The sequence below is a fragment of the Herbaspirillum seropedicae genome (assembly GCF_001040945.1).
In the GTDB taxonomy this organism is placed as follows: domain Bacteria; phylum Pseudomonadota; class Gammaproteobacteria; order Burkholderiales; family Burkholderiaceae_D; genus Herbaspirillum; species Herbaspirillum seropedicae.
Genome location: NZ_CP011930.1, coordinates 2,877,719 through 2,900,502, shown reverse-complemented (window position 1 = coordinate 2,900,502; position 22,784 = coordinate 2,877,719). Strand labels below are relative to the sequence as shown.

Below are 22,784 nucleotides of genomic sequence, written 5' to 3'. Positions count from 1 at the left end.
TCAGAGACGACGCTCGCTGTCCACGCCGAAATAGAACCACTCATTGCCCGGCAGCGCGCGCGGGTTGGGGAAGACGATGTAGCCATCGCCCGGCGCTGTCACTGCTGCGCCATCGTGGCGGTGACCGATGAGCTCGCCGGCGCGCACGCGGTCGAAGCTGGCCCATTCGCGCAGGAAGCGGTCCTCAGGATGGTCCATGTCGATCACATCGACCAGCCGGATGATCTCGATGCCGTCGGCAGGCGGGGCCAGCGGCGCCTCGATCATGCCGTGCAGGGCCAGCGTCTGGCGGATGGCCTGATAGGCCACTTCCGGCGCCTGCGGGTCGTCGTGCTGGCCGCATTCCAGCGTCACGCCATACAGGCCACGGCCGCGTGCGTATTCGGTGGTGCCCACGCCGTATTGCGTATCCAGCAGATCGGGCGAGACCGCACGGCCTTGCTGGCGGCGGCGCTGCACGCCACGGACATAGGCGCTCATCCATCCTTCCACCACGCGCTGGCAGCCCAGGTGCGCCACCATACGCTGCTCGGCGGCGGCAAGGGCGAACGGTTCGACCTCGCCGGTATTGTCCTGCGGGCCCAGCATGGCGAAGGGAACGCCGCCGGTGTGGAAGGAATGCAGGTCCAGCAGCACCTCGTGCTCGTCGATCCAGGGGCAGAGCACGTTGCAGAGGCGGTCCTCGAAGTTGGCCGGGTCCGGATGCGGGCGCAGGTTGCGGTTGAGGTTGCGCTCGCCCTGACGCTGATGGCGCGCATAGGCCAGCGGATTGGTGACCGGCACCAGCGTCAGCAGGCCGCGCACCAGGTGCAACTGGCCGCTGTCGAGTTCTTGCCGCAGGCGCGTAATGGCTTGCGTACCGCAGGTTTCGTTGCCGTGGACGGCGCCCAGCACCAGCAGGCGCGGACCGGGTTGGAAGGCAGCATACTGGAAGCGTTGCAGGGAAGAGGGCAGCAAGGTGGACATCATCGAAATCATTTACGCAAAACGGACCATCACGATACCCCGGTTCTTCCTCGAGGGCCAGCGCCCCAGCGAGGCGGCGCGGATTTCAGCGCAACTGGCCCGACCAACCGGGTGAAGCCGTCGCCGCCACGGCGTCGTGTGCGTGCAGGCTCTCGACATGGCTGACCCTGATCGCACAGGCGCCAAAACGCGCCTCCACGGCCTGCCGCAGCCGCCGGGCGGCATCTTCCACGTACATCAGGTTGGCGCCGTTGGCCAAGGCGAAGGCCTGCTCGTCGGCGCGCCGCACGGCGGTCTGCACGGCGGTGCCCAAGGCTTGTTCGGCAGTGTCGATGAGCGCCAGCAAGGGCAGCTCGGCGGCCTCCTGCGCTACCGTGACGCCCAGGTCGGCATAGCTGCGCTGGCTGTGCGGCGTGGCGCGGCTGCCATGGCGCGCCAGCCAGTCCAGCACGGCCGGCTGGGCCACCGAGGTGTGCGGCCCGAACTCGCTGGCAAAGGCGTCCTGCAGCGCTTGCCGCGACAGCGCCGCTGAACAGGGGCAGGTGGAAGAATAGGCGATGCGCACCTGCAGCGTCAGGTGCAGACGGTCTTGCTGCAGCTCGGCGGCGAGCGTGAAGGGATAGCTCTTCCATCCCGCCAGCGCTGGCGTGACCAGTGCCGCACGCTGGTGCAGCAGCGCGAAATCCAGCCGCAGCGAGGCCGCGCGCGAACCGCAATCGGCGTGGCTGGCGCGCATCTGGTCCAGCAGGGCGTGCAGCGCTGCTGGGTTCAGCGTGGCCTGGGCAGCGAATCGGTCCAGCAGCAGGTACAGGCGCGACATGTGGATGCCCTTGGCCTGGGCGTGGGGCAGGTCCACCGCGATCTCGGCGCTGGCCGGGACGATCTGGCCGTTGTCCAGGCGCACGGGCAGGGCGATGCCGCACATGCCGACCCAGTCCAAGGGCAAGGCGATGCTGGCGCGTTCTTCGCGCGCCACGTCGGGCAGGGCGGTCGCCATGCTCACCCCCACAGCGGGAAAGGATCGCGCATGCGCGCCCAGCCCAGCGGCCCCTGCGCCATCTCGGCGTCGCTCAACAGGCAGGCGTCCAGGCGGGCGCGCAGCGCCTCCTGATCCATCGCCATGCCGATGAGGACCAGTTCCTGGCGGGCGTCGCCGACGTTCTCGTCCCAGTGCGCCAGGATGAAATCGACCGACTCCTGGTCTTGCGGCCACTGTTCGCGTGGCACCGCCGCCCACCATTTGCCTGCCAGCCCATGCCGGCATACCGCGCCGGCCTGCGACCACGAGCCCGCCTGCGTCGGCCGCGAGGCCAGCCAGAAGAAACCCTTGGAACGGACCACGCCCGGCCATTCGGTGTTGATCAGGTCAAAGAAGCGTTGCGGATGCAAGGGACGGCGCGCCTGCCAGGCAAAGCTGCTGATGCCGTACTGCTCGGTCTCCGGCACATGCTCGCCGCGCAGTTCCTGCAGCCAGCCGGGGGCCTGGCTGGCCTGCTCGAAATCGAACAGGCCAGTGTCGAGCACCTGCTCCAGCGCCACCTTGCCGAATTCGGCGCGCACGATGCGGGCGCGCGGATTGAGCTTGTGCAGGATGGCGTGCAGGCGCTCCAGGTCGTCCGCTGCCACCAGGTCCAGCTTGTTGAGCACGATCACATCGCAGAATTCGATCTGCTCGATCAGCAGGTCCACCACGGTACGGTTGTCTTCCTCGCCCATGGACTGGCCGCGCTGGTCCAGGCTGTCCTGGGAGCTGTAGTCCTTGAGGAAGTTGAAGGCGTCCACCACGGTGACCATGGTGTCCAGCCGCGCCACGTCCGAGAGGCTGGCGCCATCCTCGTCGGTGAAGGTAAAGGTCTCGGCCACCGGCAAGGGTTCGGAGATGCCGGTGGACTCGATGACCAGCTGGTCGAAGCGGCGCTCGCGGGCCAGCTTGCGCACCTCCATGAGCAAGTCTTCGCGCAGGGTGCAGCAGATGCAGCCATTGCTCATTTCCACCAGTTTTTCCTCGGTGCGGGCGAGGTCAGCGCCGCCATCGCGCACCAGCGCAGCGTCGATGTTGACCTCGGACATGTCATTGACGATGACCGCCACGCGGCGGCCCTCGCGGTTGTGCAGGATGTGGTTGAGCAGGGTGGTCTTGCCTGCGCCGAGGAAGCCCGAGAGCACGGTCACGGGAAGCCGGCGGTCAGCGGCCTGGCGTTGGGAGGAGGTCATGGGCGATGAGCAATGGATGGCAGGAAGGGAGGATGGAACCGGTTGGATAATCCAGTTTTGCAACAGAGTTGCGAATATCTCATAAATGCAACAAAGTTGCAAATAGAGGCATCGCGGGGTGCTGCTCCGGCCGGCCTTTCGTGCATGTGCTAGCATTGCGCCTCGCAACAAGGAGGTGTCTTACATGTCCCAGATCTTCCCGTACCGGGGAAACGCCGTCATTCCAGAACTCAGGAAGCTCGACAACGGTAAATTCATGGCCTGCTTCGTGATTCACGAGGGCAAGGACGGCAGCGGCAAGCTGCGCTACCAGCGCAAGGCGCCGACCAATGAATTCGATACCGAAGACGAGGCCATTGCCTACATCCTCGATTTCTCGGGCGACTGGATCGACGAAAACCCGCTGTAAGCCCAGCCCAGGGGCGCGCGCCCATGGCTGCGCCCACCGTTCTATCGTTCTACCGCTGGCAGCAAGGCAAGAGCCGCAGGGCGTCCGGCGGCTCTTTTTCATGGGGGCGGCGACCTTGCTGCGACAAATTGCCGCATTCGCAGCTGGCCAGGCAAGACCTACAATGCGCGCTTCCCGTGAGCCAGCCCGCGCGCGCCAGATGCGCCTTCCTTCCATGACTACCCACTCCTTCCAGCCGGCCAGCCAGGCCCAGGCTGCCGCACGCCGGCAAAGCGCCACCGCCTTGCAAGCGCTGCTGCTGCGGATGCATTTCTATATCGGCCTGTTCGTCGGTCCCTTCATCCTGGTGGCGGCGTTGACGGGCACGCTCTATGTGCTCACGCCCCAGATCGAGTCGCACCTGTACGCCACCCAGCTCAGGAATGCCTCGCAAGGCCCGGCCCAGCCACTGGCCGCCCAGGTGCAGGCGGCCCGGGCTTTCCTGGGCCCGCAGGCGCGCCTGTTCGCGGTGCGGCCGGCCAAGGCGCCGGGCTGGAATACCCGGGTCATGTTCAGCCAGCCTGGCCTGGGCGATTCGGAAAGCCGCGCCATCTTCGTCGATCCGGTCAGCCTGCAGGTGCGTGGCGACCTGATCGTCTATGGCACCAGCGGCGTGCTGCCGTTGCGCACGACGCTGGATTACCTGCATCGCAACCTGATGCTGGGCGAGCTGGGCCGCAACTACAGTGAACTGGCCGCTTCCTGGCTCTGGCTGGGTGCGCTGGGCGGGGTATGGCTGTGGTGGCGCGCCCGCACCCGTGGCCGCGTACAGGCCGCGCGCCCCTTGACGGCGCGGCGTCTGCATGCGCTGGTGGGCCTATGGATCGTGATCGGCCTGGTGTTCTTCTCGGCGACCGGCCTGACCTGGTCGCGCTGGGCCGGTGAGCGTGTCAACCTGATGCGCGCCCAATTGGGCTGGATCACGCCCTCGGTCTCGACCCAGTTGCAGCCGGGCGCGCCCGCCATGAGCATGGGCGAGCATGCCGACCATATGGCCGCCCATGGCATGGCGATGGCCATGCCTGCCGTGGATGATCCGGCGCGCTTTGACATGGTGCAGTCGATTGCCCGCGCCGGCGGCATCGACGCGGCCGAGATCGAGATCCGCCCGCCGCGCGCGGCGCAGCAAGCCTGGGTGGTGCGCGAGGTGGACCGTTCCTGGCCGACCCAGGTCGATACGGTGGCCATCGATGCCGACCGCATGCGCATCACTAGCCGCGCCGACTTTGCCAGTTTTCCGCTGATCGCCAAGCTGATCCGCTGGGGCGTGGATGCCCATATGGGCGTGCTCTTCGGCGTGGCCAACCAGATCCTGATGGCCGCATTCGGCATCGCCTTGACGGGGCTGATCGCACTGGGCTACCTGATGTGGTGGCGGCGTCGTCCGGCTGCCGGCGCCAGCCTGGCGCCGCTGTCGGCAGCGTTCATGCAGATGTCGCTGCCCCAGCGCGCCAGCGTGTTGCTGCTGGCGCTCTTGCTGGGCTGGAACCTGCCGCTGATGGGCGCAAGCCTGTTGGTGTTCCTGCTGGTGGACGTGATCCGTTATCGGCGCGCCGGGCGCTGAGCCAGCAGATCACGGAGATCAGGGAGATCACGGAGATCACAGACATCAGGGGTCGGTCGCAATCTGGCCATCGGCCAGTTGTTCGAACCATTCGCTGCCGCGTTGCACGAAGGTCTGCGAGGCATCCAGACCGAAGGCTCTTTCTTCGGCGCGCCAGCCCAGGCGGTGCACCACGATCTGGTGCGCCTCGATCTGCAAGACATTGAAGGAATTGGCCTCGCCCCGGCCCCGGGTCGAGGTGGCCGTTCCCGCCTGCACCACCAGCGCCGAATAACCGGCGATGCGGTAGCGCGCCGCGCTGCTCACGGCTGAACTGGCGTGGACATGGCCGGCCAGCAGCAGGTCCGCGCCGCATAGCGCAAAGGCGCGCATGGCTGGCAGCGCCTGGCCGACCAGGCCATGGTGCTGCGGTCCGGGCGGCAGGTCGAAGGGGTGGTGGGTGACGATGATCTTGACCAAGTGATCGCCGACCGCCGCCAGTTCGCGCCGCGCCAGCTCGATCTGCCGGTCATTGACGCGGCCATCCTGGATGGTCAGCGAACGCGCGGTATTGATGCCGACCACGGCGATCTCGTCGTCCACGTACAGAGGCTGCAGATCGGGCGTGATGTGGCGCTTGTACTTGCGCAGCGGTTGCAGCAGCCGCGCCGCCACATTGAACAGCGGCACGTCATGATTGCCGGGTACCACCAGTTGGGGGGTGGGCAGGGCGTCCAGGAACTGGCGCGCCTGGCGGAACTGGCTGCTGCGTGCGCGCTGGGTGAGGTCGCCCGAGACCACGACCAGGTCGGGCTGCAGCTCGTGGATCTGGGCAATGAGCGGCTCGATGATGGCCGGGTCGGTGCGGCCGAAATGCAGGTCGGAGAGATGGATCACGCGGCGCATCAGGATTCCCCCCAGAGCTTGTCCAGCAGGCCGCCTGTCGGCGGGCTTGCCGTCGTTGCGGCCGAGGCCGGCGCCTGCGGCACGATCACTTCCAGCGAGGCCGGCCGGATGCGGTAGGACAGCGGTGTCTGCATCAGCTGCACCTCGCCATCGGTGGCCACGCGCATGCGGCGCTTGTGGGTCTCGATGTGGATGTCGGTGGCGGTGAGCATGTCGAAGTCATGGGCTTGGCGCAGACGTCCGAAGAGCGCGTGCAGGGCCAGGCGCAGCAGGCCCCAGCGGCCGGTGTGGTGGCAGACGTAGAGACTCAGGCAGCCCTCGGTGAGGCTGGAGCGCTTGCCGATGTCCAGGCCGCTCATCAGGTAGGGATTGTTGCCGATGAAGACAAAGGGAGTGCGCCGCCAGTGTTCTTGCCCATCGATGGACAGGCGCACGCGCAGGAAGGGGTAGCGCCGCAGCGCACCCATGGCGGCCCAGGTGAAGGCCAGCCATTTGCCCCGGCCCAGGCGGGCCTGCTGCTTTTCGCGCTCGCGCACGATGTCCGGATACAGCCCCAGGCTGGAATTGTTGATGAAGGCGACGCCATTGACCTCGGCGCTGTCGACCCGCAGCCGGCGTCCCGTGGCGATGTTGGCGATGGCGCCTTCCAGTGTCAGCGGGATGTTGAGGTCCTTGGCAAAGTGGTTCAGCGTTCCCAGGGGCAAGACGCCCAGGGCGCTCTGGCATTGCGCATCGGCCAGCAGGGTCGAGGCGACGGCATTGACGCTGCCATCGCCGCCGCCCACGGCCACCACCGGCACCCGGTCACGGACTGCCTGGCGCGCCGTGGCGAGCATGTCCTCGCCGCTGGCGGCCAGGCGCACCCTGGCATGGCGGCCATGGCGGGCGAATTCTGCGCTGATGCGGGCGGCCAGTTCCTCGGCGTGGCCGCCACCGGCCTTGGCATTGATGACGGCGACCACGTCGGGACGGGCCTGGGAGTGGGGAGGTAAAGGGCTGGTCGTGTTCTGGTCTGGCATCCGCAGCTTGTGAGAGTGGCAAAGTCAGTTGGAGCGCGTGCCGCCGTAATAGTGCCGCTGCAGCGTGAAAACCACCGTGGTCCAGAGCGCGAACCAGGCCGTTCCCAGCAGCATCGCCCCCAGCACATCGCTGAGGAAATGCGCGCCCAGATAGACGCGGCTAAAGGCCGTCAGCGCCACCATCAGCAGGGCCGCGCCGATGACGGCCAGTTGCACGCCGCGCTGGCTGCCGCCCAGGCGTCGGCTGAGGGCCTCCGAGAGTGCGGGCTGATTCAGTACATAGGCCGCCAGCATGGTGTAGAGCAAGGTCGCGCCGATGGTATGGCCGCTGGGGAAACTGTAGCTGTGCAGCACCAGCAGCGGATCCTCGAAACTGGGGCGCAGCCGTGCAAACAGGTGCTTGAGCAGGTAGTTCAGCAGCATGCCGCCCGGCAACACCAGCAGCAGGTCGATCACCCAGGGCCACTGGCGCGCGCGCACCATGTGGCGCAACAGCAGCCCGCCCATCACCAGCACACCGATGGTGCCGTGCAGATGGGTATAGCCCAGCACCAGTTCGGTCAGGGGCGAGAAGGCGCGCTGGTTGAACCAGTCGGCCAGTTGCTGATCCAGGCGCGTGAGGGCGCCGTGGGTATGGACTTCGTAGGCGATGAGCGCAAACAGCAGGGCCGTGGCAAGCACGGCCAACAGACCCGTGCTCAGCGGCAGGCCCAGATGGTGATCACGCGCCAGGCGGGCGTGCAGGAAGCGCTTGAAGGCGCCAGGAGAGCGGGGGGCGGAGAGATGTCGTTCTGTCATCCGCCCATTCTAACGTCTCTGGGGGGCCAGGCGGCAAGGCCGGTGCAGTCCCGACTCAGGCGCAGGGATCGTTGCCCAGCGCCACCGCGCGCAGGGTTGGCAGGTCGCACAGCTCGACGTCGCGGTGGTTGACCTCGATCACGCCGGACTTCTTGAAGTTGGTCAGCAGGCGGCTCACGCTTTCCACCGCCAGGCCCAGGTAGTTGCCGATTTCCTCGCGCGTCATGCGCAGCTGGAAGCGGGTCGAGGAATAGCCGCGGCTCATGTAGCGGCTGGAGAGATTGAGCAGGAAGGCCGCCATCTTCTGTTGCGCCGTCATGCTGCCCAGGGTCAGCATGACGCGTTGCTCGCGCGAGATTTCCAGGCTCATCATGCGATGGAACTGGCGCAGCAGCGTGGGCATGTCGCGGAACAGGTCTTCCAGGCTGGCAAAGGGGATCTCGCACACTTCGCTGTCTTCCAGCGCCACTGCCTCGCACAGGTGGTGACCGGCGCCGATGGCGTCCATGCCCAGCAGTTCGCCGGCCATCTGGAAACCCGTGATCTGCTGGCCGCCGTTGGGATTGTGCTGGAAGGTCTTGAAATGGCCCAGGCGGATGGCGTAGAGCATGTCGAACTTGTCATTGAGGCGATACAGGGTCTCATCGCGCTTGACCTTGCGGCGGCGGTTGATGACCTGTTCCAACCGCTGCATGTCGCCCTGGTCCAGGCCCATGGGCAGGCACAGCTGGTGCATGCTGCAGGCCGAACAGCTGGCGCGCAGCGCATGCAGGTTGACCGGGGGAGGCGAATGCTTGTGGGTGGAAGCGGGTAGGCTGGACATAACGGTTGGAGTTCCTCTTTGTTGTGGCGGCGTCGGCTGGCCAGGGCTTGGCGTGATGATTTGTGCTTGCACCACAATCTCATGCGGCTGCGCTGCATATTTTTTGTCTAGTTTTACCACAATTCCCGCCAATTTGACGTATTGAGCGGGACGGAGAGTGAAACTTTCATCGGTTTACGTAGATAGGTACTTTTCAGTTACGTGAGAATGTCTTCCTGACAACCGGGAAAAATGGTCTATTTGACCAGTTTCAACACCTCCCTGAATTGCGGATGGCTGCTTTGTCCCAGCCATTCATAGGCCACCATCTCCAGTGTCACCGGCACCGCACCGGCGCCGCGCAGTCGCGCGAAGGCAGCGTCGCGGTCGGCCGGGCGGCGCGAACCGCAGGCCTGCAGCAGGGGATAGACCTGGTAGCCGGCTTGCAGGAGCGACAACGCGGTCTGCAGCACGCAGATATGCGCCTCGCAGCCGCTGACGATGATCTGCCGCGTCTGTGGCGGCAAGGTCGCCGCCAGCCCATCGGCGCAGGCGTCGAAGTGCTGCTTGGCCAGGGTGCTCTCGCACAGGCCGGCGATGTCGGGATGATTGGGGCCGAGCTTGTCCGGCATCTGCTCGGTGGCCAGCACGGGCAGCCCGAGCAGGCGGGCAATCCTGGCCATGCGCACGGCCTCGGCCAGGACTTGCGGCCCTTCATGGATGGCGGGCAGCAGCTTCTGCTGGAGGTCGACGATCAGCAGGACGGATTGGCGGGCATCGATGAGCATGGGGCCTCTTGGCTGGGCTGCTGGGCTGCCGGATTGGCAGGAATTGAAGGTGTTGTGTCATTGACGCCAAATGGGCGTGCTCCGACAATTTTTCCATCAAAGACCGTCCGGAGCAAATCGCATGACCACCGCCACCTCCACCGCCCTCCCGGCCAGTGCGCCGGACGCTTCCGGCGCGCGCAATGCTCGCGTGCTGGCGCTCTGCCAGGGCTTGTTCACCTGCGCCATCTCGATCGACCTGACCCTGACCGCATTGACCGGCTGGCAACTGGCCCCGGACAAGTCCTTGGCGACCTTGCCCTTTGCCCTGATCACCGTGGCCGGGGCAGTGGTGACCTGGTTTGCCGCCTTCCTGATCCAGCGCCTCGGGCGGCGCTGGTCCTTCGTGCTGGGCGCGGCCAGCTGCTGCGTGGGTGGGCTGGTGTCGGTGTGGTCGGTGTGGCAGGGCCACTTCTGGAGCTTCTGCGCCGGCACGGCGCTGGTGGGGGTGTTCCAGGCATTTGCCCAGTATTACCGCCTGGCCGCCGCCGACGCCGTGCCGGAGGCGGCCAAGAGCCGCGCCATTGCCACGGTTCTGGCCGGCGGTGTCATCGCCGCCCTGGTGGGCCCGGCGCTGGCGGCGTGGAGCAAGGACTGGATTCCGACGGCGCTCTTTGCCGGGGCCTACCTGGTGGTGGCGGCCATGGGCTTGCTGTCGGTGCTGGCCTTGCTGCTGTTCTATCGCGACCAGCCGGTGGCGGCGGTGCGCACAGAGAGCGATGGCGCCCCGGCGCGTGCGCTGGGGCAGATCGTGCGCACCCCGGTCTTCCTGGCGTCGGTGGCCAACAACGTGGCCGGTTCCATGGTGATGATGTTCATCATGACCGCAGCGCCCTTGGCGGCAGTGGCCTGCCATCATGGCATCGATGACGGCGCCGCCATCATCCAGTGGCACCTGATGGGCATGTACGCGCCCTCCTTCTTTGCCGGGCGGCTGGTGCAGCGCGTGGGCCTGGGCCCGGTGCTGCTGGCCGGGCTGGCGATGAACCTGGGTTGCGCCGTGGTGGCGATGCTCTCGACGACCCTGCCAGCCTTCTACCTGGCCTTGCTGCTGCTGGGAGTGGGCTGGAATTTCATGTTCGTCGGTGGCACCACGCTGCTGGCGCAGTCCTATGCGCCCTCGGAGCGGGCCAAGACCCAGGGCTTCTCGGAACTGCTGCGCTATGCCGCCACGGCGCTGGCCACGCTCGGGGCCGGCCCCTTGCTGGCGCGCTTTGGCTGGCAGACGCTCAACCTGGCCATCCTGCCGGTGCTGCTGCTGTCGGCCCTGGCCACGCTGCACTGGATGAGGGGGCAGCGGCGCGCCGCCACGCTGCCGCCAGCCGGGCTGCGCTAACATCCTTGCCTGATCTTCTTTCGCCCATCCCATGAATCCGCTCCACCCGCCACGGCGCGTCGTTTTTCTTGCCTATGCAGGCATGAACCTGCTTGACCTGTCCGGCCCCATGCAGGTGCTGGCCACCACCAATCGCCTGCAGGGCCGCGAAGTCTATCGCCTGCACGTGGTCTCGGCCCAGGGCGGGACCATCCTCACCAGCGCCGGACTGCCGGTGGGCACGCAATCGCTGCAGGAGATGGACAGGCTGCTGCAAGCCACGCCGGACTTGCATACGCTGATCTCCCCGGGCGGCAGCAGCGGCGACCAGTTCCCGCTGGATGCCGCGCTGGTGGCCTGGATACGTCAGCACGCGCAGGCGGCGGTGCGGATCTGTTCAGTCTGCACCGGCGCCTTCCACCTGGCCGAGGCCGGGGTGCTGGATGGCTTGCGCGTGACGACCCACTGGGACTGGGCGCAGGAGTTGCAGCGTCGATATCCCGCCCTGCAGGTGGATGCCGACCCGATCTATATCCGCCAGGGGCGCATCTGGACCTCGGCGGGCGTCACGGCCGGCATCGATCTTGCGCTGGCGCTGGTGGAACAAGACCTGGGCCACGCTAGCGCCATCGCCACGGCGCGCCAGCTGGTGATGTTCATCAAGCGTCCTGGTGGGCAGTCGCAGTTCAGTACGCCGCTGGCGACCCAGTCGACCGGGGCAGGGCGTTTTGCCGAGCTGCACGCCTGGATCGCCGCTCACCTGGCCGATGACCTGCACGTAGAGAACCTGGCGCACCGGGCCGGCATGAGCCCGCGCACCTTTGCCCGCCTGTATGTGGCCGAGACCGGCCGCACCCCGGCGCGCACCGTGGAACTGATGCGACTGGAAGCGGCGCGCCGCGCCCTGGAGGAAACCCGGTTGCCCTTGAAGCGCATCGCCAGCCAGGCCGGCTATGGGGAGGAACAGAACCTGCGGCGGGTATTCCTGCGCCAGCTGGGAGTGAGCCCGGGCCAATACCGGGAGCGCTTTGCGGCGACCCCGGCGGCCTTGAGCATGGCTCAGGCAGAACCTGCCGCCGGCTGAGCTTCCAGCGAGCCCAGGTTGGCCAGCGCATCCAGCCACCACGACAGCGCCGGTCCGGCGCGATGATCCGGCTTGTAGACGCACTGTATCGGTAACTCGGCGCCCTGCGGCGGGTGATGGATGGTGCTGATGCTCACCAGGCGGCCCGCGGCGAGGTCTTCCTTGACCACATGCAGGGGCATGTTGCCCCAGCCCATGCCGGCGCGCAGCAGCGCGTGCTTGGTGCCCAGGTCGCTCATGCGCCAGGTCAGGCGCGAATGCACCGAGAAATCCTGCCGCGCCGTCAGTTCGCTACGGTCGCTGAGCACCAGCTGGGTCTGCTGCAGCAGCATCTTCTCGGCGATCCTGCCCTTGACCTTGGCCAGTGGATGATGCGGAGCCACCACCGCCACCAGCCGTACGCTGGGCAGGGTGATGCGCATCAGGTTGGGCGGCGTGGTCGGCAAGGTGCCCAGGATACCCAGCATGGCGCGGCCATCGATGACCCGCTCGGCCACCGCACCCAAGGCTTCCACCTCCAGCCGCACCGTCACCGCCGGGAACGCAGCGCGAAAGCGTTGCAGCAAGTCCACCAGGCAATCCAGCGGAAAGAACACGTCCACCGCCAGCGCCATCTCCAGTTCCTGCCCGCGCGCATAGGAACTGGCCCTGACCTGCAGCGAATCCACATGGTCCAGCACCTGGCGGGCGTCGGCCAGCAGCGCCTCGCCGGGCGCGGTGAGCTGCGGCCGGTAGCCGCTGCGGTCGAACAGCAACAGCCCCAACTGCTCTTCCAGCGAGGCAATGGCATAGCTGACCGCCGATTGCGCCCGCGCCAGCTTGCGGGCCGCCGCCAGGAAACTGCCGCTGTCGGCCACTTGCACGAAGACCCGCAACTGATCCAGGGAAAGACGCTCGATATTCATGGGATGGGCCCGCAGGGGGAGGAAGTGGAGGGGGAAAATGAAACTATATCTAAAAATCAGATCATGATTATAAAAAGATAATCAGTTTTATGTTGGAAGAAACTTGCCTATTCTGTCGTCACTGGCTGCAGCAAAACGCAAATGCAAGCGCGCAAACATGAAGCCGGGGGCCATGCAACACATCAATACATGGCAAGGCAGATGAACAAGAACACTTACCAAGACATTCACACCCAACATTGAGAGGCTCACCATGATCACCCACTACTCCACCTACCGTATCGGCCGCGTCCTGCTGGCTTCGCTGTTCGTCATTTCCGGCATCTTCAAGATCATCGGCTTTGCCGGCACCGTGGGCTACTTCGGCAGCCTCGGCCTGCCGCTGCCGACCCTGGCGGTGCTGGCCACCATCCTGGTCGAGGTCGGCGGCGGCCTGCTGCTGATGACCGGCCGGGGCGTGCGTCCGGTCTCGCTGGTGATCGCCCTCTTTACGGTGGGCGCAACCCTCTCGGCCCACCATTTCTGGACGCTGGAAGGCGCCGCCGCCCAGGGCCAGATGATCCACTTCCTGAAGAACGTGGCCCTGATCGGCGCCTTGCTGCTGGTTTCCTCGATCGACCCGGAAGCCCAGCCTGAGCAGGCCCGCTGATCTGACCACGGCAGTTACTATCCACCGAATCCACCGCTCCCGCCCATGAGGCGGGAGCCAGCAAGGAGAATGAGCATGAGCACCCCCCTCTATACCCGCCAGATCGAACGCCTGGTCAACGGCATCCCCACCCAGGATGGCGCTGGCGTGAGCCTCACCCGCGTGCTGACCCACGACCTGCAGCGCCGTCTGGACCCCTTCCTGATGCTGGACGCTTTCCATTCCGACGAACCCAGCGATTACCTGGCCGGTTTCCCCGACCATCCGCACCGTGGCTTCGAGACTGTGACCTACATGCTGGCCGGGCGCATGCGCCATCGCGACAACGCCGGCAACGAAGGCCTGCTGGAACCGGGCGGCATGCAATGGATGACCGCAGGACGCGGGCTGGTGCATTCGGAACTGCCGGAGCAGGAAAACGGCCTCATGAGCGGCTTCCAGCTCTGGGTCAACCTGGCCGGCAAGGACAAGATGACCGAGCCGGGCTACCAGGACATCCCGGCAGCCGGTATCCCGGAAACCTCGCCGCAACCGGGCGTGCGGGTACGCGTGCTGGCCGGCAGCGCCTTTGGCACCGACGGTGCGATCCGCCGCGCGACCACCGAGCCGCTCTACCTGGACCTGGCGCTGGAAGCGGGCACCACGCTGGCGCTGCCGATCCCGGCCACGCACAACGCTTTCCTCTACGTGTATGAAGGCGCCCTGGCAGTGGGAGCGGCCGATGGCGAAACCCGTCCGGCCGAGGCGGGCCGCATGGCCGTGCTGTCCAATGTTCCAGGTTCGGCTGGCGTGACGGTGCGCGCCGAGCAGGCCAGCCGCTTCCTGCTCATCGCCGGCAAGCCGCTCAATGAGCCCATTACGCAGTGGGGACCGTTCGTGATGAACACCCGCGAGCAGGTCGAGCAGGCCATCGATGATTTCCGCGCAGGCCGCTTCTGAAAATGCCTGCGCATTTCCGAGACCTTCAGCGCTGCCGCGCACTTGAATCCAGGCGGGCGTCTCCCTGACGTCCCGCCTCACCAGGAGAACACCATGAGCAACATCCGCCACAAGATCCACGGCCTGACCCGTGACATCGGCTTCCCCGTGCGTCGCCTGCTGCCGGCAGCCGCTGCCCGCACCGTCGGCCCCTTCGTCTTCTTCGATCACATGGGACCGGTGGAATTCGACGCCGGCACCACCGAAGGCGATGTGCGCCCGCATCCTCACATCGGCCTGGCCACCGTCACCTACCTGTTTTCCGGCGCGATGATGCACCGTGACAGCCTGGGGGTGGTCCAGCGCATCACCCCCGGTGCGGTGAACTGGATGGCGGCAGGACGCGGCATCGTCCATTCCGAGCGCATTCCCGACGATATCCGCGAGCAGAAGGTGCCGGTGCATGGCCTGCAGATGTGGGTGGCCCTGCCGGCCGACCAGGAGGACGGTGCACCGCTGTTCCACCACTATGCGGCCGACGAGATGCCCGATACCGTGGTCGGCGGTGCGCGCCTGCATGTGCTGGCCGGCTCGGCCTTTGGCGTGAGCTCACCGGTGCAGACCGCCAGCCCCACGCTGTATGTGGCCGGCAGCACCACGGATGGCGCTACGCTGGAGATCGCCGCCGAGGTGCAGGAGCGCGCCGTCTACGTGGTGCGTGGCGAGGTGAGCCTGGATGGCGAGCGGCTGGAAGCGGGCACCCTGGCCATCCTGGAGCCAGGTGCGGCGGTGACCTTGCAGGCCGAGGGCGAGACCGTTTTCATGATCCTGGGCGGCGCGCCACTGGATGGCCCGCGCTTCGTCTGGTGGAACTTCGTCTCGACCTCGCGGGACAAGATCGAGGCGGCCAAGCAGGCCTGGAATGCACGCGACAAGTCGGTCTTCCCCGATATCCCGGGTGAGAGCGAATGGATTCCGCTGCCCACGCATTGAACGGTCCCTACGTCGGCTAGAAGGAAAAACGCCTGCCGCAATAATGCGGCAGGCGTTTTTGCTGTTTCTGCTATGTCGCTGGCTGCGGCGCTCAGAGCAGACCGATGATACGGCCCATTTCGGTGATGTAGGGGCTGTCCCGCAGGACCTGGTTTTCGATGCTGTCGGCAGCGCGGCGCAGGGCGTGCCAGGAGTCGCGCACCGATTCCTCGTGTGGTTGGGCATGGCTCAGGTGCTGCCGCAGGCGGGCGATGTCTTCGCGCAGTTGTTCGGCTTCGGCACTGCCGGCGGGCAGCTTTTCCAGTTCGGTCTCGAACTGGCCGACCATGTCCAGCAGGCGCTGGTGGTCGAAACGCGGGGTTTGCGCAGGCTCGCTCATAGATTCTCCTTCGGTGATTGACCGGCGTCCATCATAGGCGCATTGGCGCCGGTGCGGCAAAAAAAGCGGTCGGGGTTTGCCCGGCATCAAGTTCTCCTGTTTGGTTGCAGAGGGACGCACTAAGTTCCAGCGCCGGCAGCCGCCCGTGCTTTGTTACACTGGCGGCTGTTTTTGCGCGCGGCGCACCCTGTGCCGCCATTGCTGATCCTGATTCATGACTCCACACGACGATTCCCTGGCCTGGCTCACCTGGCAGACTGGCTCCACCCAACAGCAGCTGCGCTGGCATTCCGAGGCCGGCAATCCGCCTCCCAAGCGGGTACAGGAGGCCGATGACCAGATCGCCGCCGATACCGCCTACAAGCTTGCCTGCGAAGGTTGCGGCCTGCTCTGGCGGGGCGACTTCCAGAACGCCCGCCAGTTGCTGCAAGCGCTGGGCCGGCGCATCGACAAGGCGCGTGAACGCGCCCTGGCCAAGGCCAAGGACAAGCCCGCTGCGGGCGTCGCTGCCGGGGCAGGTGCGGCGGCCCAGGCCTTCCATCAGCATCGCCAGATGCAGGCCCAGCGCGCCCGCATCCTGGGCATGCTGCTCATTCCGGTCGAGCCCGGCTTCGTGGTGCCGCTGCGGCGTGCACCGGATGTCCAGGCGGCCTGCCGCGAAGCCTATGGGCCGGAGCTCGCCGATACCGCCTTTGCCGTCTCGCTGCGGGAACTGCAAGGCCTGATCGGTGCGCATGAATGGCGCAAGAAGGGCGTCGAGATCGGTGCGCTGGGTGCGCGCATCCATCCCTGGTATGGCGTGTTCTCGCCGGTGCGCGGCGAATATGTGGATCTGGTGGCCCAGGCCGCCTTGCCGTCCACGGAACTGGCCTTCGATATCGGCGTGGGCAGCGGCGTGCTCTCGGCGGTGCTGGCGCAACGCGGCGTACGCAAGATCGTGGCTACCGACATGGACCCGCGCGCACTGGCCTGCGCCCGGCAGAACCTGCAGCAGCTGGGCCTGCATCAGCAGGTGCAGTTGCAAGAGGCCGATCTCTTCCCCGAGGGACGGGCGCCGCTGGTGGTGTGCAATCCGCCATGGCTGCCGGCGCGTCCCAGCTCGCCCATCGAACATGCGGTCTATGACCCGGACAGCCGCATGCTGCTGGGTTTCCTCAACGGTCTGGCGCAGCATCTCACGCCGCAGGGGGAGGGCTGGCTGATCATGTCCGACTTTGCTGAACACCTGGGCCTGCGCGCGCCCGGCATGCTGGCCGAGGCCATCGCCAAGGCCGGCCTGGTGGTGGCGGGACGGCATGACATCAAGCCGCGCCACGGCAAGGCCGTCGATCGCGACGATCCCCTGCATGCCGCCCGCAGCAAGGAAACCACCACCCTGTGGCGCTTGCGCGCCCAGGCCTGACCAGAGATCCCCGTCCGTCCCGGAGCCGCTCATGACATCGTCCCGCCTGTTTGCCATCCTCCTGTGTGCGCTCGCGCTGCCGGCCGCCGCCCAGGTCACCACGCGCGACCTCGGCGGCCATTACGGTACGCATCAGCAGGCCGTGCCGGTACCGGTGCCCGTTCCGGTGCCGGACACCTTCAACCGCGATGCAGCGCCCAGCGAACCCATCACCACCAGCGGCAACAGCTGCACCTGCCAGGTGGCCGAGACCAGCGGCGGCGCCTGCATGATCTTCCTGCGCACCAATGCGGCGGACTGGATCGCCCGCAATGCGCCGCAGACGCCGCTGCGCTCTTCGGCCAGCGGACGCTACTACGACGCCCCCTTTGCCCTGGCCGCCAGCGCCTGCGCCGGGCGCAAGGTCGCGCCGGGCGGTATCAAGGTGCATTGGCTGGATCGCCGCAGCGCCATCCTGGAATGGAAGTAGTCCTGCTTCAGACCACCTCGGCCGGCGCTTGCCAGGCCGGGAAATCCAGCACTACCGCGAAGTGGCCTACCGGCAGGTAGGCAAAGCGCAGTTCGCCGCCGTGGGCGCGCATGACTTCTTCGACGATGGACAGCCCCAGGCTCGCCCCCATGCGCTGCTCGCCGCGTGGCGAGAAGGGCTTGCGCAGGCGTTCCCAGTCGGCCGCCGGAATGCCCGGACCATCGTCGATGAAGCGCAACCAGTGGCGCTGGCCGTCGCTTTCCAGCCTGACCTGCAACAGGCCGGGCGCGCCATATTGCAGGGCGTTGTCGAGGATGTTCTTGATCGCCTCGCCCAGACTGATGGCGTCACCCCGGATCAGGCAGGGCAGCGGCGGCACGTCCAGTGACAGATCGTGGGGCGTGCGGCTGCGGTTGGAGAGCACTTCCGTCATCTGCGAACGCACCAGTTCGCCCAGGTCGATACGCGCCTGCAGGCTGCTGTCATTGCGATGCTGGACCATGGCGTGGTTGATCAACTGGTTCACCAGCGCGCCCAGGTTGCGGGTGCGCTCACGCAAGAGCGTGAGGTGGCGCTGGCGCTTTTCCTCGTTGTCTTCCGTGGCCAGCAATTCCATCTGGGCCACCAGCGCGGTCACGGGCGTGCGCAATTGATGGGCGGCGTCGCCGATGACACGGCGCATGGTCGAGCGATGCACCGCCAGCCGCTGCATGAAGGCATTGATGGCCGAGACCAGTGCATGCGTTTCCGCCGGCACGGTCAGCACCAGCGGCGAGAGGTCGTTGAGATCGCGTTCGCGGATGGCCGCTTCGATACGTTTTAACGGGGCCAGCGCCTGGTAGAGCGTAAACATCGCCGCCACCAGCGTGAGCACGCTCATGGCCACGATCACCACCAGCGCCCGGCTGCCCAGGCTCTGGGCGAAAGACATGCGGGCGTTATTGGTCTGCGCCAGCACGATCACGGCCCAGGGATGAGGACCCTCGACCGGCATGCGGCGGCCGATGATGGCCATGCGCACCGGCGTGCCCAGGTATTGGCCGTCGCGCAGCAGCGGTCCCTGTTCCAGCTCCTGCCAGGGAATCTCGGGGCGGAATTCGGCGTCGCCGGCGATGACCCGGCCACGCGGATCGAACACCGCATAGATGGCATGGTCGCCGGTGCCCAGCATGGACAGCGCCGCCAGGGGCACATCGACATTGACCTCGCCATGGTCGTACCAGGTGTTTTCCGCGATCTGCAAGGCGCTGCCGGCCAGGATGCGGTCATAGGCTTCGCGTGCGGCGAACTGGGTGGAAATCCAGATGGCGATCAGCAGCGCCGCCGCGCTCACCAGCAGCACCGCGCCCACCCGGATGACCAGGCGGGTGTAGAGCGAACGCCCGGCGATGACGTGTTGCGTACGGCCCTGCATCAGTGCAGCGGGCTGGTGTGGGCGGCAGTGCCTGCACCGGCCCCGGGCTCGGCCGGGGCATGCAGCACCAGCTGGTAGCCCAGTCCGCGCAGGGTGCGGATTTCAAAGGCGGCCGCCGCCAGCTTCTTGCGCAGGCGCGCCACGTATTGCTCCACGCTGTTGGCGCTGGGGTTGTCATCGACCGTGAAGAGCCGGTCCATCAATTCATCCTTGTTGAAGATGCGGCCGGGACGGGCGGCGATGATTTCCAGCAGCGTCACCTCGCGCCGGGTCAGCTCGATGGGCTGGCCGTCCAGGGTGGCGCTGCGGCTCTTGCGGTCGATCGACAGGTTGGCGCAGTGCAGCAGGTTGGTCGATTCGCCGCCGCTGCGGCGCAGCAGTACGCGGATGCGGGCGTCGAGTTCGCGGAAATCGAAGGGCTTGACCAGGTAATCGTCCGCGCCCAGGTCCAGGGCGCGGACCCGCTCCTCGACTTCGGCGCAGGCGGTCAGCATCAGCACCGGCGTATGGTGTCCGCGCGTACGCAGTTGCTGCAGCAGGCTGAAACCGTCCTGCTGCGGCAGCATCACGTCCAGGATCAGCAGGTCATAGGATTCAGAGAGGCGGCGGCTGGCGTGTGCCCCATTGCTTTCCCATTCCACGGTATGGCCGATGCGGTTGAGGTGGGTGACGATGGCCTCGGCCACGTCGGCAGTGTCTTCGACCAGCAGGATGCGCATGGGGATCTCCGTTGTTGTTGCGATGCCGCAGCTGTGGGCGCTGCTTGGGCAGGCGCCATTGTATGCCCTAACCGTCAGGGAAAAACAAGCGTCAGTGTTTAGTCAGATTCGTTACAGCTTCGCGGCCTAGCATCCTCTCCAACATAAATCCTATAAATCATTTGGAGACTTGCATGAGCGACCATGCCCAAGGTGCGTCGAGCATCGATCCATCGCGCCCGCTGCTGGAAATCGACCGTGTCACCCTGCAATACAAGACCACCGATTCACTGGTCACCGCCACGCAGAGCGTGAGCTTCAACGTCCATCCGGGCGACCGCTACATCCTGCTGGGCCCCTCGGGCTGCGGCAAATCCACCTTGCTGAAGGCCATCGGCGGCTATCTGCAGCCGACCTCCGGTGCGATCCGCCTCAAGGGCAGGGAAGTGCACGAGCCCGGTCCGGACCGCATGATGGTGTTCCAGGAATTCGACCAACTGCTGCCCTGGAAGACCGTGCGCCAGAACGTCGAATTCGCGCTGCACGCCAGCGGCCGCCTGCAAGGCCGTGCCGCCGCCGAGCGTGCCGAGTACTACATCAGCAAGGTCGGCCTGGCCAAGTTCATCGACAGCTATCCGCACATGCTCTCCGGCGGCATGAAGCAGCGCGTCTCCATCGCCCGCGGCATGGCCATGGAGCCGGATGTGCTGCTCATGGACGAACCCTTTGCCGCCCTCGACGCCCTGACCCGCCGCAAGATGCAAGACGAGCTGCTGCGCCTGTGGGACGACACCCAGTTCACCGTCCTCTTCGTGACCCACTCGATTGAAGAAGCGATCCGCGTGGGCACCCGCATCCTGCTGCTGACACCCCATCCCGGCCAGGTCCGCGCCGAACTCAACAGCATCGATCCGTCCCAGCTTGGCACGGCTGCCCAGGCCGAGCTGGAAACCCGCATCAACGACATGCTGTTCGCCCATCACTGAGCCGCGCCGGAGACCTCATCATGCACACCAATCTGCCCTTCGTCCGCCCGGAAATCCTGGTGGACCCCAACCCCCACGCCACCGCTGAAGTCCAGCGCCCGCTGTCGGCCTTCGAGTCGCTCTACCGCATGGGCTGGCTGCGCAAGACCGTGATCCTGCTGGTGCTGGCGGCGATCTGGGAAGTCTATGGCCGCTGGCTGGACAATGCCTTGCTCTTCCCCAGCTTCAGCGAGACGGTGCAAGCCTTCCTCTCCGGCATCGGCAGCGGCGTGCTGCTGCAGCGCGCGGCGGTATCGATGCAGACGCTGCTGGTCGGCTATGGCCTGGGCATCCTGCTGGCCGGGCTGCTGACCACGGTAGCCATCAGCTCGCGCATCGGCAATGACCTGCTGGAAACCCTGACCTCCATGTTCAACCCGCTGCCGGCCATTGCGCTGTTGCCGCTGGCGCTGATCTGGTTCGGCCTGGGCACCGGCAGCATCATCTTCGTGCTGGTGCATTCGGTGCTGTGGGCGGTAGCCTTGAATACCCATGGCGGCTTCCGCGCTGTTTCCAACACGCTGCGCATGGTGGGCCAGAACTATGGACTGCGTCGCTTCTCGCTGGTCAAATCCATCCTCATTCCGGCGGCCTTCCCCAGCATCCTCACGGGTCTGAAGGTCGGCTGGGCCTTTGCCTGGCGTACGCTGATCGCGGCCGAGCTGGTCTTTGGCGTGTCCTCCGGTGCGGGCGGGCTGGGCTGGTACATCTTCGAAAACCGCAACCAGCTGGAAACAGCCAATGTGTTCTCGGGCCTGTTCTTCGTGATCATCATCGGCCTGGTGGTCGAGAACCTGATCTTCGCCCAGATCGAGAAGCGCACCATCCGCCGTTGGGGCATGCAGCACTAAGCATGTAGCCATTCATCAAGCCATAGGGTCTTGTATGCATACAAGACCCGCATCATCCCTACAAGACCGATAAACTGACGACCTTCAGGAGACAAGCATGCAACGATACACCCGACGCACTTTCACCAGCCTCATGATCGCCAGCGCCCTGGCGCTGTCCGGCGTATCCGGCACGGCCCATGCCGAAGCCCAGGAAGTGCGCATCTCACACGGCTATGGCCTGCTGTACCTGCCGCTGATGGTGATCCGCGACCAGAATCTGGTGGAAAAGCACGCCAAGGCCATGGGTCTGGGTGAGGTCAAGACCAAGTGGGTGCTGCTCGATGGCGGCAACGTCATCAATGACGCCATGCTGGCCGGCAACCTCGACATTGCCGGCACCGGTGCACCTGGCTTCGTGACGCTGTGGTCCAAGGCGCACGGCATCCCGCGCTCGGAAGTGGTGGGCCTGGGCGCGCTGTCGACCTCGCCGCTCTGGCTCAACACCAACAACCCCAACGTCAAGTCGCTGAAGGACTTCACGCCCAAGGACAAGATCGCCATCCCCGGCATCAAGACCTCGCTGTCGGCGGTGCTGTTGCAGATGGCGGCCGCCAAGACCTTCGGCATCGAGAACTATGCCAAGCTGGACCCGCTGACGGTGAGCCTGTCGCACCCGGAAGCGATGGCCTCGCTGGTCTCGGGCAAGACCGAGATCACCGCGCACTTCACCTCGCCGCCGTTCTCCTACCAGGAAGCCAAGGCTCCCGGCATTACCCGCGTGTTGAATTCCACCGACGTGCTGGGCCATATCACCATCGACGTGGTCTTTGCGCTGAAGTCCTTTACCGACAAGAACCCCAAGCTGACCCAGGCCTTCATGGCCGCGCAGGAAGAGGCCAACGCCTACATCGCCAAGAACCGCAAGGGTGCGGCCGAGATCTTCCTGCGCGTGTCCAAGCTGAAGCTGCCGCAGGAGGAAGTGGAACAGATGCTGGCTGACCCTGGTACCGAGTTCACCTCGACACCGGTGGACATCATGCAATACGTGGTCTTCATGAGCAAAGCCGGCACCATCAAGACCAAGCCGGCGGTGTGGCACGAGATGTTCGTGCCGGCGTTCAAGGAGCGCAAGGGGAGCTGAACGCAGATCTGCGACAGCCTGCGGTGCAGGCCGCAG

At 66.1% G+C, this 22,784-nt stretch carries 24 protein-coding genes; 12 read left to right on the top strand and 12 right to left on the bottom strand.

What is annotated here, in order from left to right; genetic code table 11:
• The 3 genes from ACP92_RS12700 to zigA form a co-directional block, all read right to left on the bottom strand.
• The gene (locus ACP92_RS12700) at positions 1-966 is read right to left on the bottom strand and encodes a M14 family metallopeptidase (protein WP_013234524.1); all 966 of its coding nucleotides are present in this window, start codon (positions 964-966) and stop codon (positions 1-3) included.
• A gap of 85 nt (positions 967-1,051) precedes the next feature.
• Positions 1,052-1,963 carry a GTP cyclohydrolase FolE2 gene (gene folE2 / locus ACP92_RS12695; RefSeq protein ID WP_013234523.1) on the bottom strand — a complete coding sequence of 304 codons (912 nt, stop codon included), beginning with the start codon at positions 1,961-1,963 and terminating at the stop codon, positions 1,052-1,054.
• Between the two features lie 2 nt (positions 1,964-1,965).
• Positions 1,966-3,180 carry a zinc metallochaperone GTPase ZigA gene (gene zigA, locus ACP92_RS12690; RefSeq protein ID WP_048348564.1) on the bottom strand — a complete coding sequence of 405 codons (1,215 nt, stop codon included), beginning with the start codon at positions 3,178-3,180 and terminating at the stop codon, positions 1,966-1,968.
• 184 nt (positions 3,181-3,364) lie between these two features.
• On the opposite strand from zigA, the gene ACP92_RS12685 reads away from it, so the two are divergent.
• Both ACP92_RS12685 and ACP92_RS12680 read left to right on the top strand, forming a co-directional pair.
• Positions 3,365-3,589 carry a hypothetical protein gene (locus tag ACP92_RS12685; RefSeq protein WP_041310778.1) on the top strand — a complete coding sequence of 75 codons (225 nt, stop codon included), beginning with the start codon at positions 3,365-3,367 and terminating at the stop codon, positions 3,587-3,589.
• A gap of 214 nt (positions 3,590-3,803) precedes the next feature.
• The gene (locus ACP92_RS12680; RefSeq protein WP_041311900.1) at positions 3,804-5,192 is read left to right on the top strand and encodes a PepSY-associated TM helix domain-containing protein; all 1,389 of its coding nucleotides are present in this window, start codon (positions 3,804-3,806) and stop codon (positions 5,190-5,192) included.
• Positions 5,193-5,237: 45 nt separating this feature from the next.
• On the opposite strand, the gene ACP92_RS12675 is transcribed toward ACP92_RS12680, so the two are convergent.
• From ACP92_RS12675 to ACP92_RS12655, 5 genes are all read right to left on the bottom strand, one after another.
• A complete protein-coding gene (locus tag ACP92_RS12675; RefSeq protein ID WP_013234519.1) occupies positions 5,238-6,077 on the bottom strand; it encodes a metallophosphoesterase family protein in 840 nt (279 codons plus the stop codon).
• Positions 6,077-7,096, bottom strand: a complete 1,020-nt coding sequence (locus ACP92_RS12670) for a diacylglycerol/lipid kinase family protein (protein WP_013234518.1) — start codon at positions 7,094-7,096, stop codon at positions 6,077-6,079. The genes ACP92_RS12675 and ACP92_RS12670 overlap by 1 nt, the downstream gene beginning before the upstream one ends.
• A 24-nt stretch (positions 7,097-7,120) precedes the next feature.
• Positions 7,121-7,894: a phosphatase PAP2 family protein gene (locus ACP92_RS12665; RefSeq protein WP_013234517.1), complete on the bottom strand. Its 774-nt coding sequence runs from the start codon at positions 7,892-7,894 to the stop codon at positions 7,121-7,123.
• A 55-nt stretch (positions 7,895-7,949) separates the two neighbouring features.
• Positions 7,950-8,717 (bottom strand): fumarate/nitrate reduction transcriptional regulator Fnr, encoded by a 768-nt coding sequence (gene fnr / locus ACP92_RS12660; protein WP_013234516.1) that lies wholly within the window; start codon positions 8,715-8,717, stop codon positions 7,950-7,952.
• A gap of 236 nt (positions 8,718-8,953) precedes the next feature.
• Positions 8,954-9,484, bottom strand: a complete 531-nt coding sequence (locus ACP92_RS12655) for an isochorismatase family protein (RefSeq protein WP_013234515.1) — start codon at positions 9,482-9,484, stop codon at positions 8,954-8,956.
• 121 nt (positions 9,485-9,605) lie between these two features.
• Here ACP92_RS12655 and ACP92_RS12650 point away from each other — a divergent pair, with 121 nt between their 5' ends.
• A complete protein-coding gene (locus ACP92_RS12650; protein ID WP_013234514.1) occupies positions 9,606-10,859 on the top strand; it encodes an MFS transporter in 1,254 nt (417 codons plus the stop codon).
• A 31-nt stretch (positions 10,860-10,890) separates the two neighbouring features.
• Complete coding sequence (locus tag ACP92_RS12645) at positions 10,891-11,922, top strand: GlxA family transcriptional regulator (protein ID WP_013234513.1); 1,032 nt, start codon at positions 10,891-10,893, stop codon at positions 11,920-11,922.
• On the opposite strand, the gene ACP92_RS12640 is transcribed toward ACP92_RS12645, so the two are convergent.
• The gene (locus tag ACP92_RS12640) at positions 11,898-12,827 is read right to left on the bottom strand and encodes a LysR family transcriptional regulator (RefSeq protein WP_013234512.1); all 930 of its coding nucleotides are present in this window, start codon (positions 12,825-12,827) and stop codon (positions 11,898-11,900) included. The genes ACP92_RS12645 and ACP92_RS12640 overlap by 25 nt on opposite strands.
• A gap of 253 nt (positions 12,828-13,080) precedes the next feature.
• Here ACP92_RS12640 and ACP92_RS12635 point away from each other — a divergent pair, with 253 nt between their 5' ends.
• From ACP92_RS12635 to ACP92_RS12625, 3 genes are all read left to right on the top strand, one after another.
• Positions 13,081-13,476: a DoxX family protein gene (locus ACP92_RS12635; RefSeq protein WP_013234511.1), complete on the top strand. Its 396-nt coding sequence runs from the start codon at positions 13,081-13,083 to the stop codon at positions 13,474-13,476.
• 75 nt (positions 13,477-13,551) lie between these two features.
• A complete protein-coding gene (locus ACP92_RS12630; RefSeq protein WP_085943900.1) occupies positions 13,552-14,415 on the top strand; it encodes a pirin family protein in 864 nt (287 codons plus the stop codon).
• Between the two features lie 93 nt (positions 14,416-14,508).
• Positions 14,509-15,387 carry a pirin family protein gene (locus ACP92_RS12625; RefSeq protein ID WP_013234509.1) on the top strand — a complete coding sequence of 293 codons (879 nt, stop codon included), beginning with the start codon at positions 14,509-14,511 and terminating at the stop codon, positions 15,385-15,387.
• 91 nt (positions 15,388-15,478) lie between these two features.
• Here ACP92_RS12625 and ACP92_RS12620 read toward each other — a convergent pair whose 3' ends face one another.
• On the bottom strand, positions 15,479-15,766 hold the full coding sequence (locus ACP92_RS12620; RefSeq protein WP_041310772.1) for a hypothetical protein: 288 nt from the start codon (positions 15,764-15,766) through the stop codon (positions 15,479-15,481).
• 214 nt (positions 15,767-15,980) lie between these two features.
• Between ACP92_RS12620 and ACP92_RS12615 the strand changes: the two genes are divergently transcribed.
• A complete protein-coding gene (locus ACP92_RS12615; RefSeq protein WP_013234507.1) occupies positions 15,981-17,168 on the top strand; it encodes a methyltransferase in 1,188 nt (395 codons plus the stop codon).
• A 31-nt stretch (positions 17,169-17,199) separates the two neighbouring features.
• Positions 17,200-17,637 (top strand): hypothetical protein, encoded by a 438-nt coding sequence (locus ACP92_RS12610; RefSeq protein ID WP_041310770.1) that lies wholly within the window; start codon positions 17,200-17,202, stop codon positions 17,635-17,637.
• 7 nt (positions 17,638-17,644) lie between these two features.
• Here the strand turns inward: ACP92_RS12610 and ACP92_RS12605 are convergent, their stop codons facing one another.
• Positions 17,645-19,051 carry a sensor histidine kinase gene (locus ACP92_RS12605; protein WP_013234506.1) on the bottom strand — a complete coding sequence of 469 codons (1,407 nt, stop codon included), beginning with the start codon at positions 19,049-19,051 and terminating at the stop codon, positions 17,645-17,647.
• Entirely contained in the window at positions 19,051-19,770 is a 720-nt protein-coding gene (locus ACP92_RS12600) for a response regulator transcription factor (RefSeq protein ID WP_013234505.1), read from the bottom strand. The genes ACP92_RS12605 and ACP92_RS12600 overlap by 1 nt, the downstream gene beginning before the upstream one ends.
• A 173-nt stretch (positions 19,771-19,943) precedes the next feature.
• On the opposite strand from ACP92_RS12600, the gene ACP92_RS12595 reads away from it, so the two are divergent.
• The 3 genes from ACP92_RS12595 (at position 19,944) to ACP92_RS12585 (ending at position 22,748) form a co-directional block, all read left to right on the top strand.
• Positions 19,944-20,735, top strand: a complete 792-nt coding sequence (locus tag ACP92_RS12595; protein ID WP_013234504.1) for an ABC transporter ATP-binding protein — start codon at positions 19,944-19,946, stop codon at positions 20,733-20,735.
• Positions 20,736-20,755: 20 nt separating this feature from the next.
• Complete coding sequence (locus tag ACP92_RS12590; RefSeq protein WP_013234503.1) at positions 20,756-21,625, top strand: ABC transporter permease; 870 nt, start codon at positions 20,756-20,758, stop codon at positions 21,623-21,625.
• A 97-nt stretch (positions 21,626-21,722) separates the two neighbouring features.
• Positions 21,723-22,748, top strand: coding sequence for an ABC transporter substrate-binding protein (locus ACP92_RS12585; protein WP_013234502.1), 1,026 nt, complete (start codon positions 21,723-21,725; stop codon positions 22,746-22,748).
• Positions 22,749-22,784: the final 36 nt, after the last annotated feature.

Bases quoted from the DNA above. Each gene is read 5' to 3' on its own strand.
- ACP92_RS12650 (WP_013234514.1), top strand. From the start codon at position 9,606: ATGACCACCGCCACCTCCACCGCCCTCCCGGCCAGTGCGCCGGACGCT.
- ACP92_RS12685 (WP_041310778.1), top strand. From the start codon at position 3,365: ATGTCCCAGATCTTCCCGTACCGGGGAAACGCCGTCATTCCAGAACTC.
- ACP92_RS12620 (WP_041310772.1), bottom strand. From the start codon at position 15,766: ATGAGCGAGCCTGCGCAAACCCCGCGTTTCGACCACCAGCGCCTGCTG.
- ACP92_RS12645 (WP_013234513.1), top strand. From the start codon at position 10,891: ATGAATCCGCTCCACCCGCCACGGCGCGTCGTTTTTCTTGCCTATGCA.
- folE2 (WP_013234523.1), bottom strand. From the start codon at position 1,963: ATGGCGACCGCCCTGCCCGACGTGGCGCGCGAAGAACGCGCCAGCATC.
- fnr (WP_013234516.1), bottom strand. From the start codon at position 8,717: ATGTCCAGCCTACCCGCTTCCACCCACAAGCATTCGCCTCCCCCGGTC.
- ACP92_RS12680 (WP_041311900.1), top strand. From the start codon at position 3,804: ATGACTACCCACTCCTTCCAGCCGGCCAGCCAGGCCCAGGCTGCCGCA.
- ACP92_RS12665 (WP_013234517.1), bottom strand. From the start codon at position 7,894: ATGACAGAACGACATCTCTCCGCCCCCCGCTCTCCTGGCGCCTTCAAG.
- ACP92_RS12655 (WP_013234515.1), bottom strand. From the start codon at position 9,484: ATGCTCATCGATGCCCGCCAATCCGTCCTGCTGATCGTCGACCTCCAG.
- zigA (WP_048348564.1), bottom strand. From the start codon at position 3,180: ATGACCTCCTCCCAACGCCAGGCCGCTGACCGCCGGCTTCCCGTGACC.
- ACP92_RS12700 (WP_013234524.1), bottom strand. From the start codon at position 966: ATGTCCACCTTGCTGCCCTCTTCCCTGCAACGCTTCCAGTATGCTGCC.
- ACP92_RS12675 (WP_013234519.1), bottom strand. From the start codon at position 6,077: ATGCGCCGCGTGATCCATCTCTCCGACCTGCATTTCGGCCGCACCGAC.
- ACP92_RS12610 (WP_041310770.1), top strand. From the start codon at position 17,200: ATGACATCGTCCCGCCTGTTTGCCATCCTCCTGTGTGCGCTCGCGCTG.
- ACP92_RS12595 (WP_013234504.1), top strand. From the start codon at position 19,944: ATGAGCGACCATGCCCAAGGTGCGTCGAGCATCGATCCATCGCGCCCG.
- ACP92_RS12615 (WP_013234507.1), top strand. From the start codon at position 15,981: ATGACTCCACACGACGATTCCCTGGCCTGGCTCACCTGGCAGACTGGC.
- ACP92_RS12585 (WP_013234502.1), top strand. From the start codon at position 21,723: ATGCAACGATACACCCGACGCACTTTCACCAGCCTCATGATCGCCAGC.
- ACP92_RS12625 (WP_013234509.1), top strand. From the start codon at position 14,509: ATGAGCAACATCCGCCACAAGATCCACGGCCTGACCCGTGACATCGGC.
- ACP92_RS12630 (WP_085943900.1), top strand. From the start codon at position 13,552: ATGAGCACCCCCCTCTATACCCGCCAGATCGAACGCCTGGTCAACGGC.
- ACP92_RS12640 (WP_013234512.1), bottom strand. From the start codon at position 12,827: ATGAATATCGAGCGTCTTTCCCTGGATCAGTTGCGGGTCTTCGTGCAA.
- ACP92_RS12600 (WP_013234505.1), bottom strand. From the start codon at position 19,770: ATGCGCATCCTGCTGGTCGAAGACACTGCCGACGTGGCCGAGGCCATC.
- ACP92_RS12605 (WP_013234506.1), bottom strand. From the start codon at position 19,051: ATGCAGGGCCGTACGCAACACGTCATCGCCGGGCGTTCGCTCTACACC.
- ACP92_RS12590 (WP_013234503.1), top strand. From the start codon at position 20,756: ATGCACACCAATCTGCCCTTCGTCCGCCCGGAAATCCTGGTGGACCCC.
- ACP92_RS12670 (WP_013234518.1), bottom strand. From the start codon at position 7,096: ATGCCAGACCAGAACACGACCAGCCCTTTACCTCCCCACTCCCAGGCC.
- ACP92_RS12635 (WP_013234511.1), top strand. From the start codon at position 13,081: ATGATCACCCACTACTCCACCTACCGTATCGGCCGCGTCCTGCTGGCT.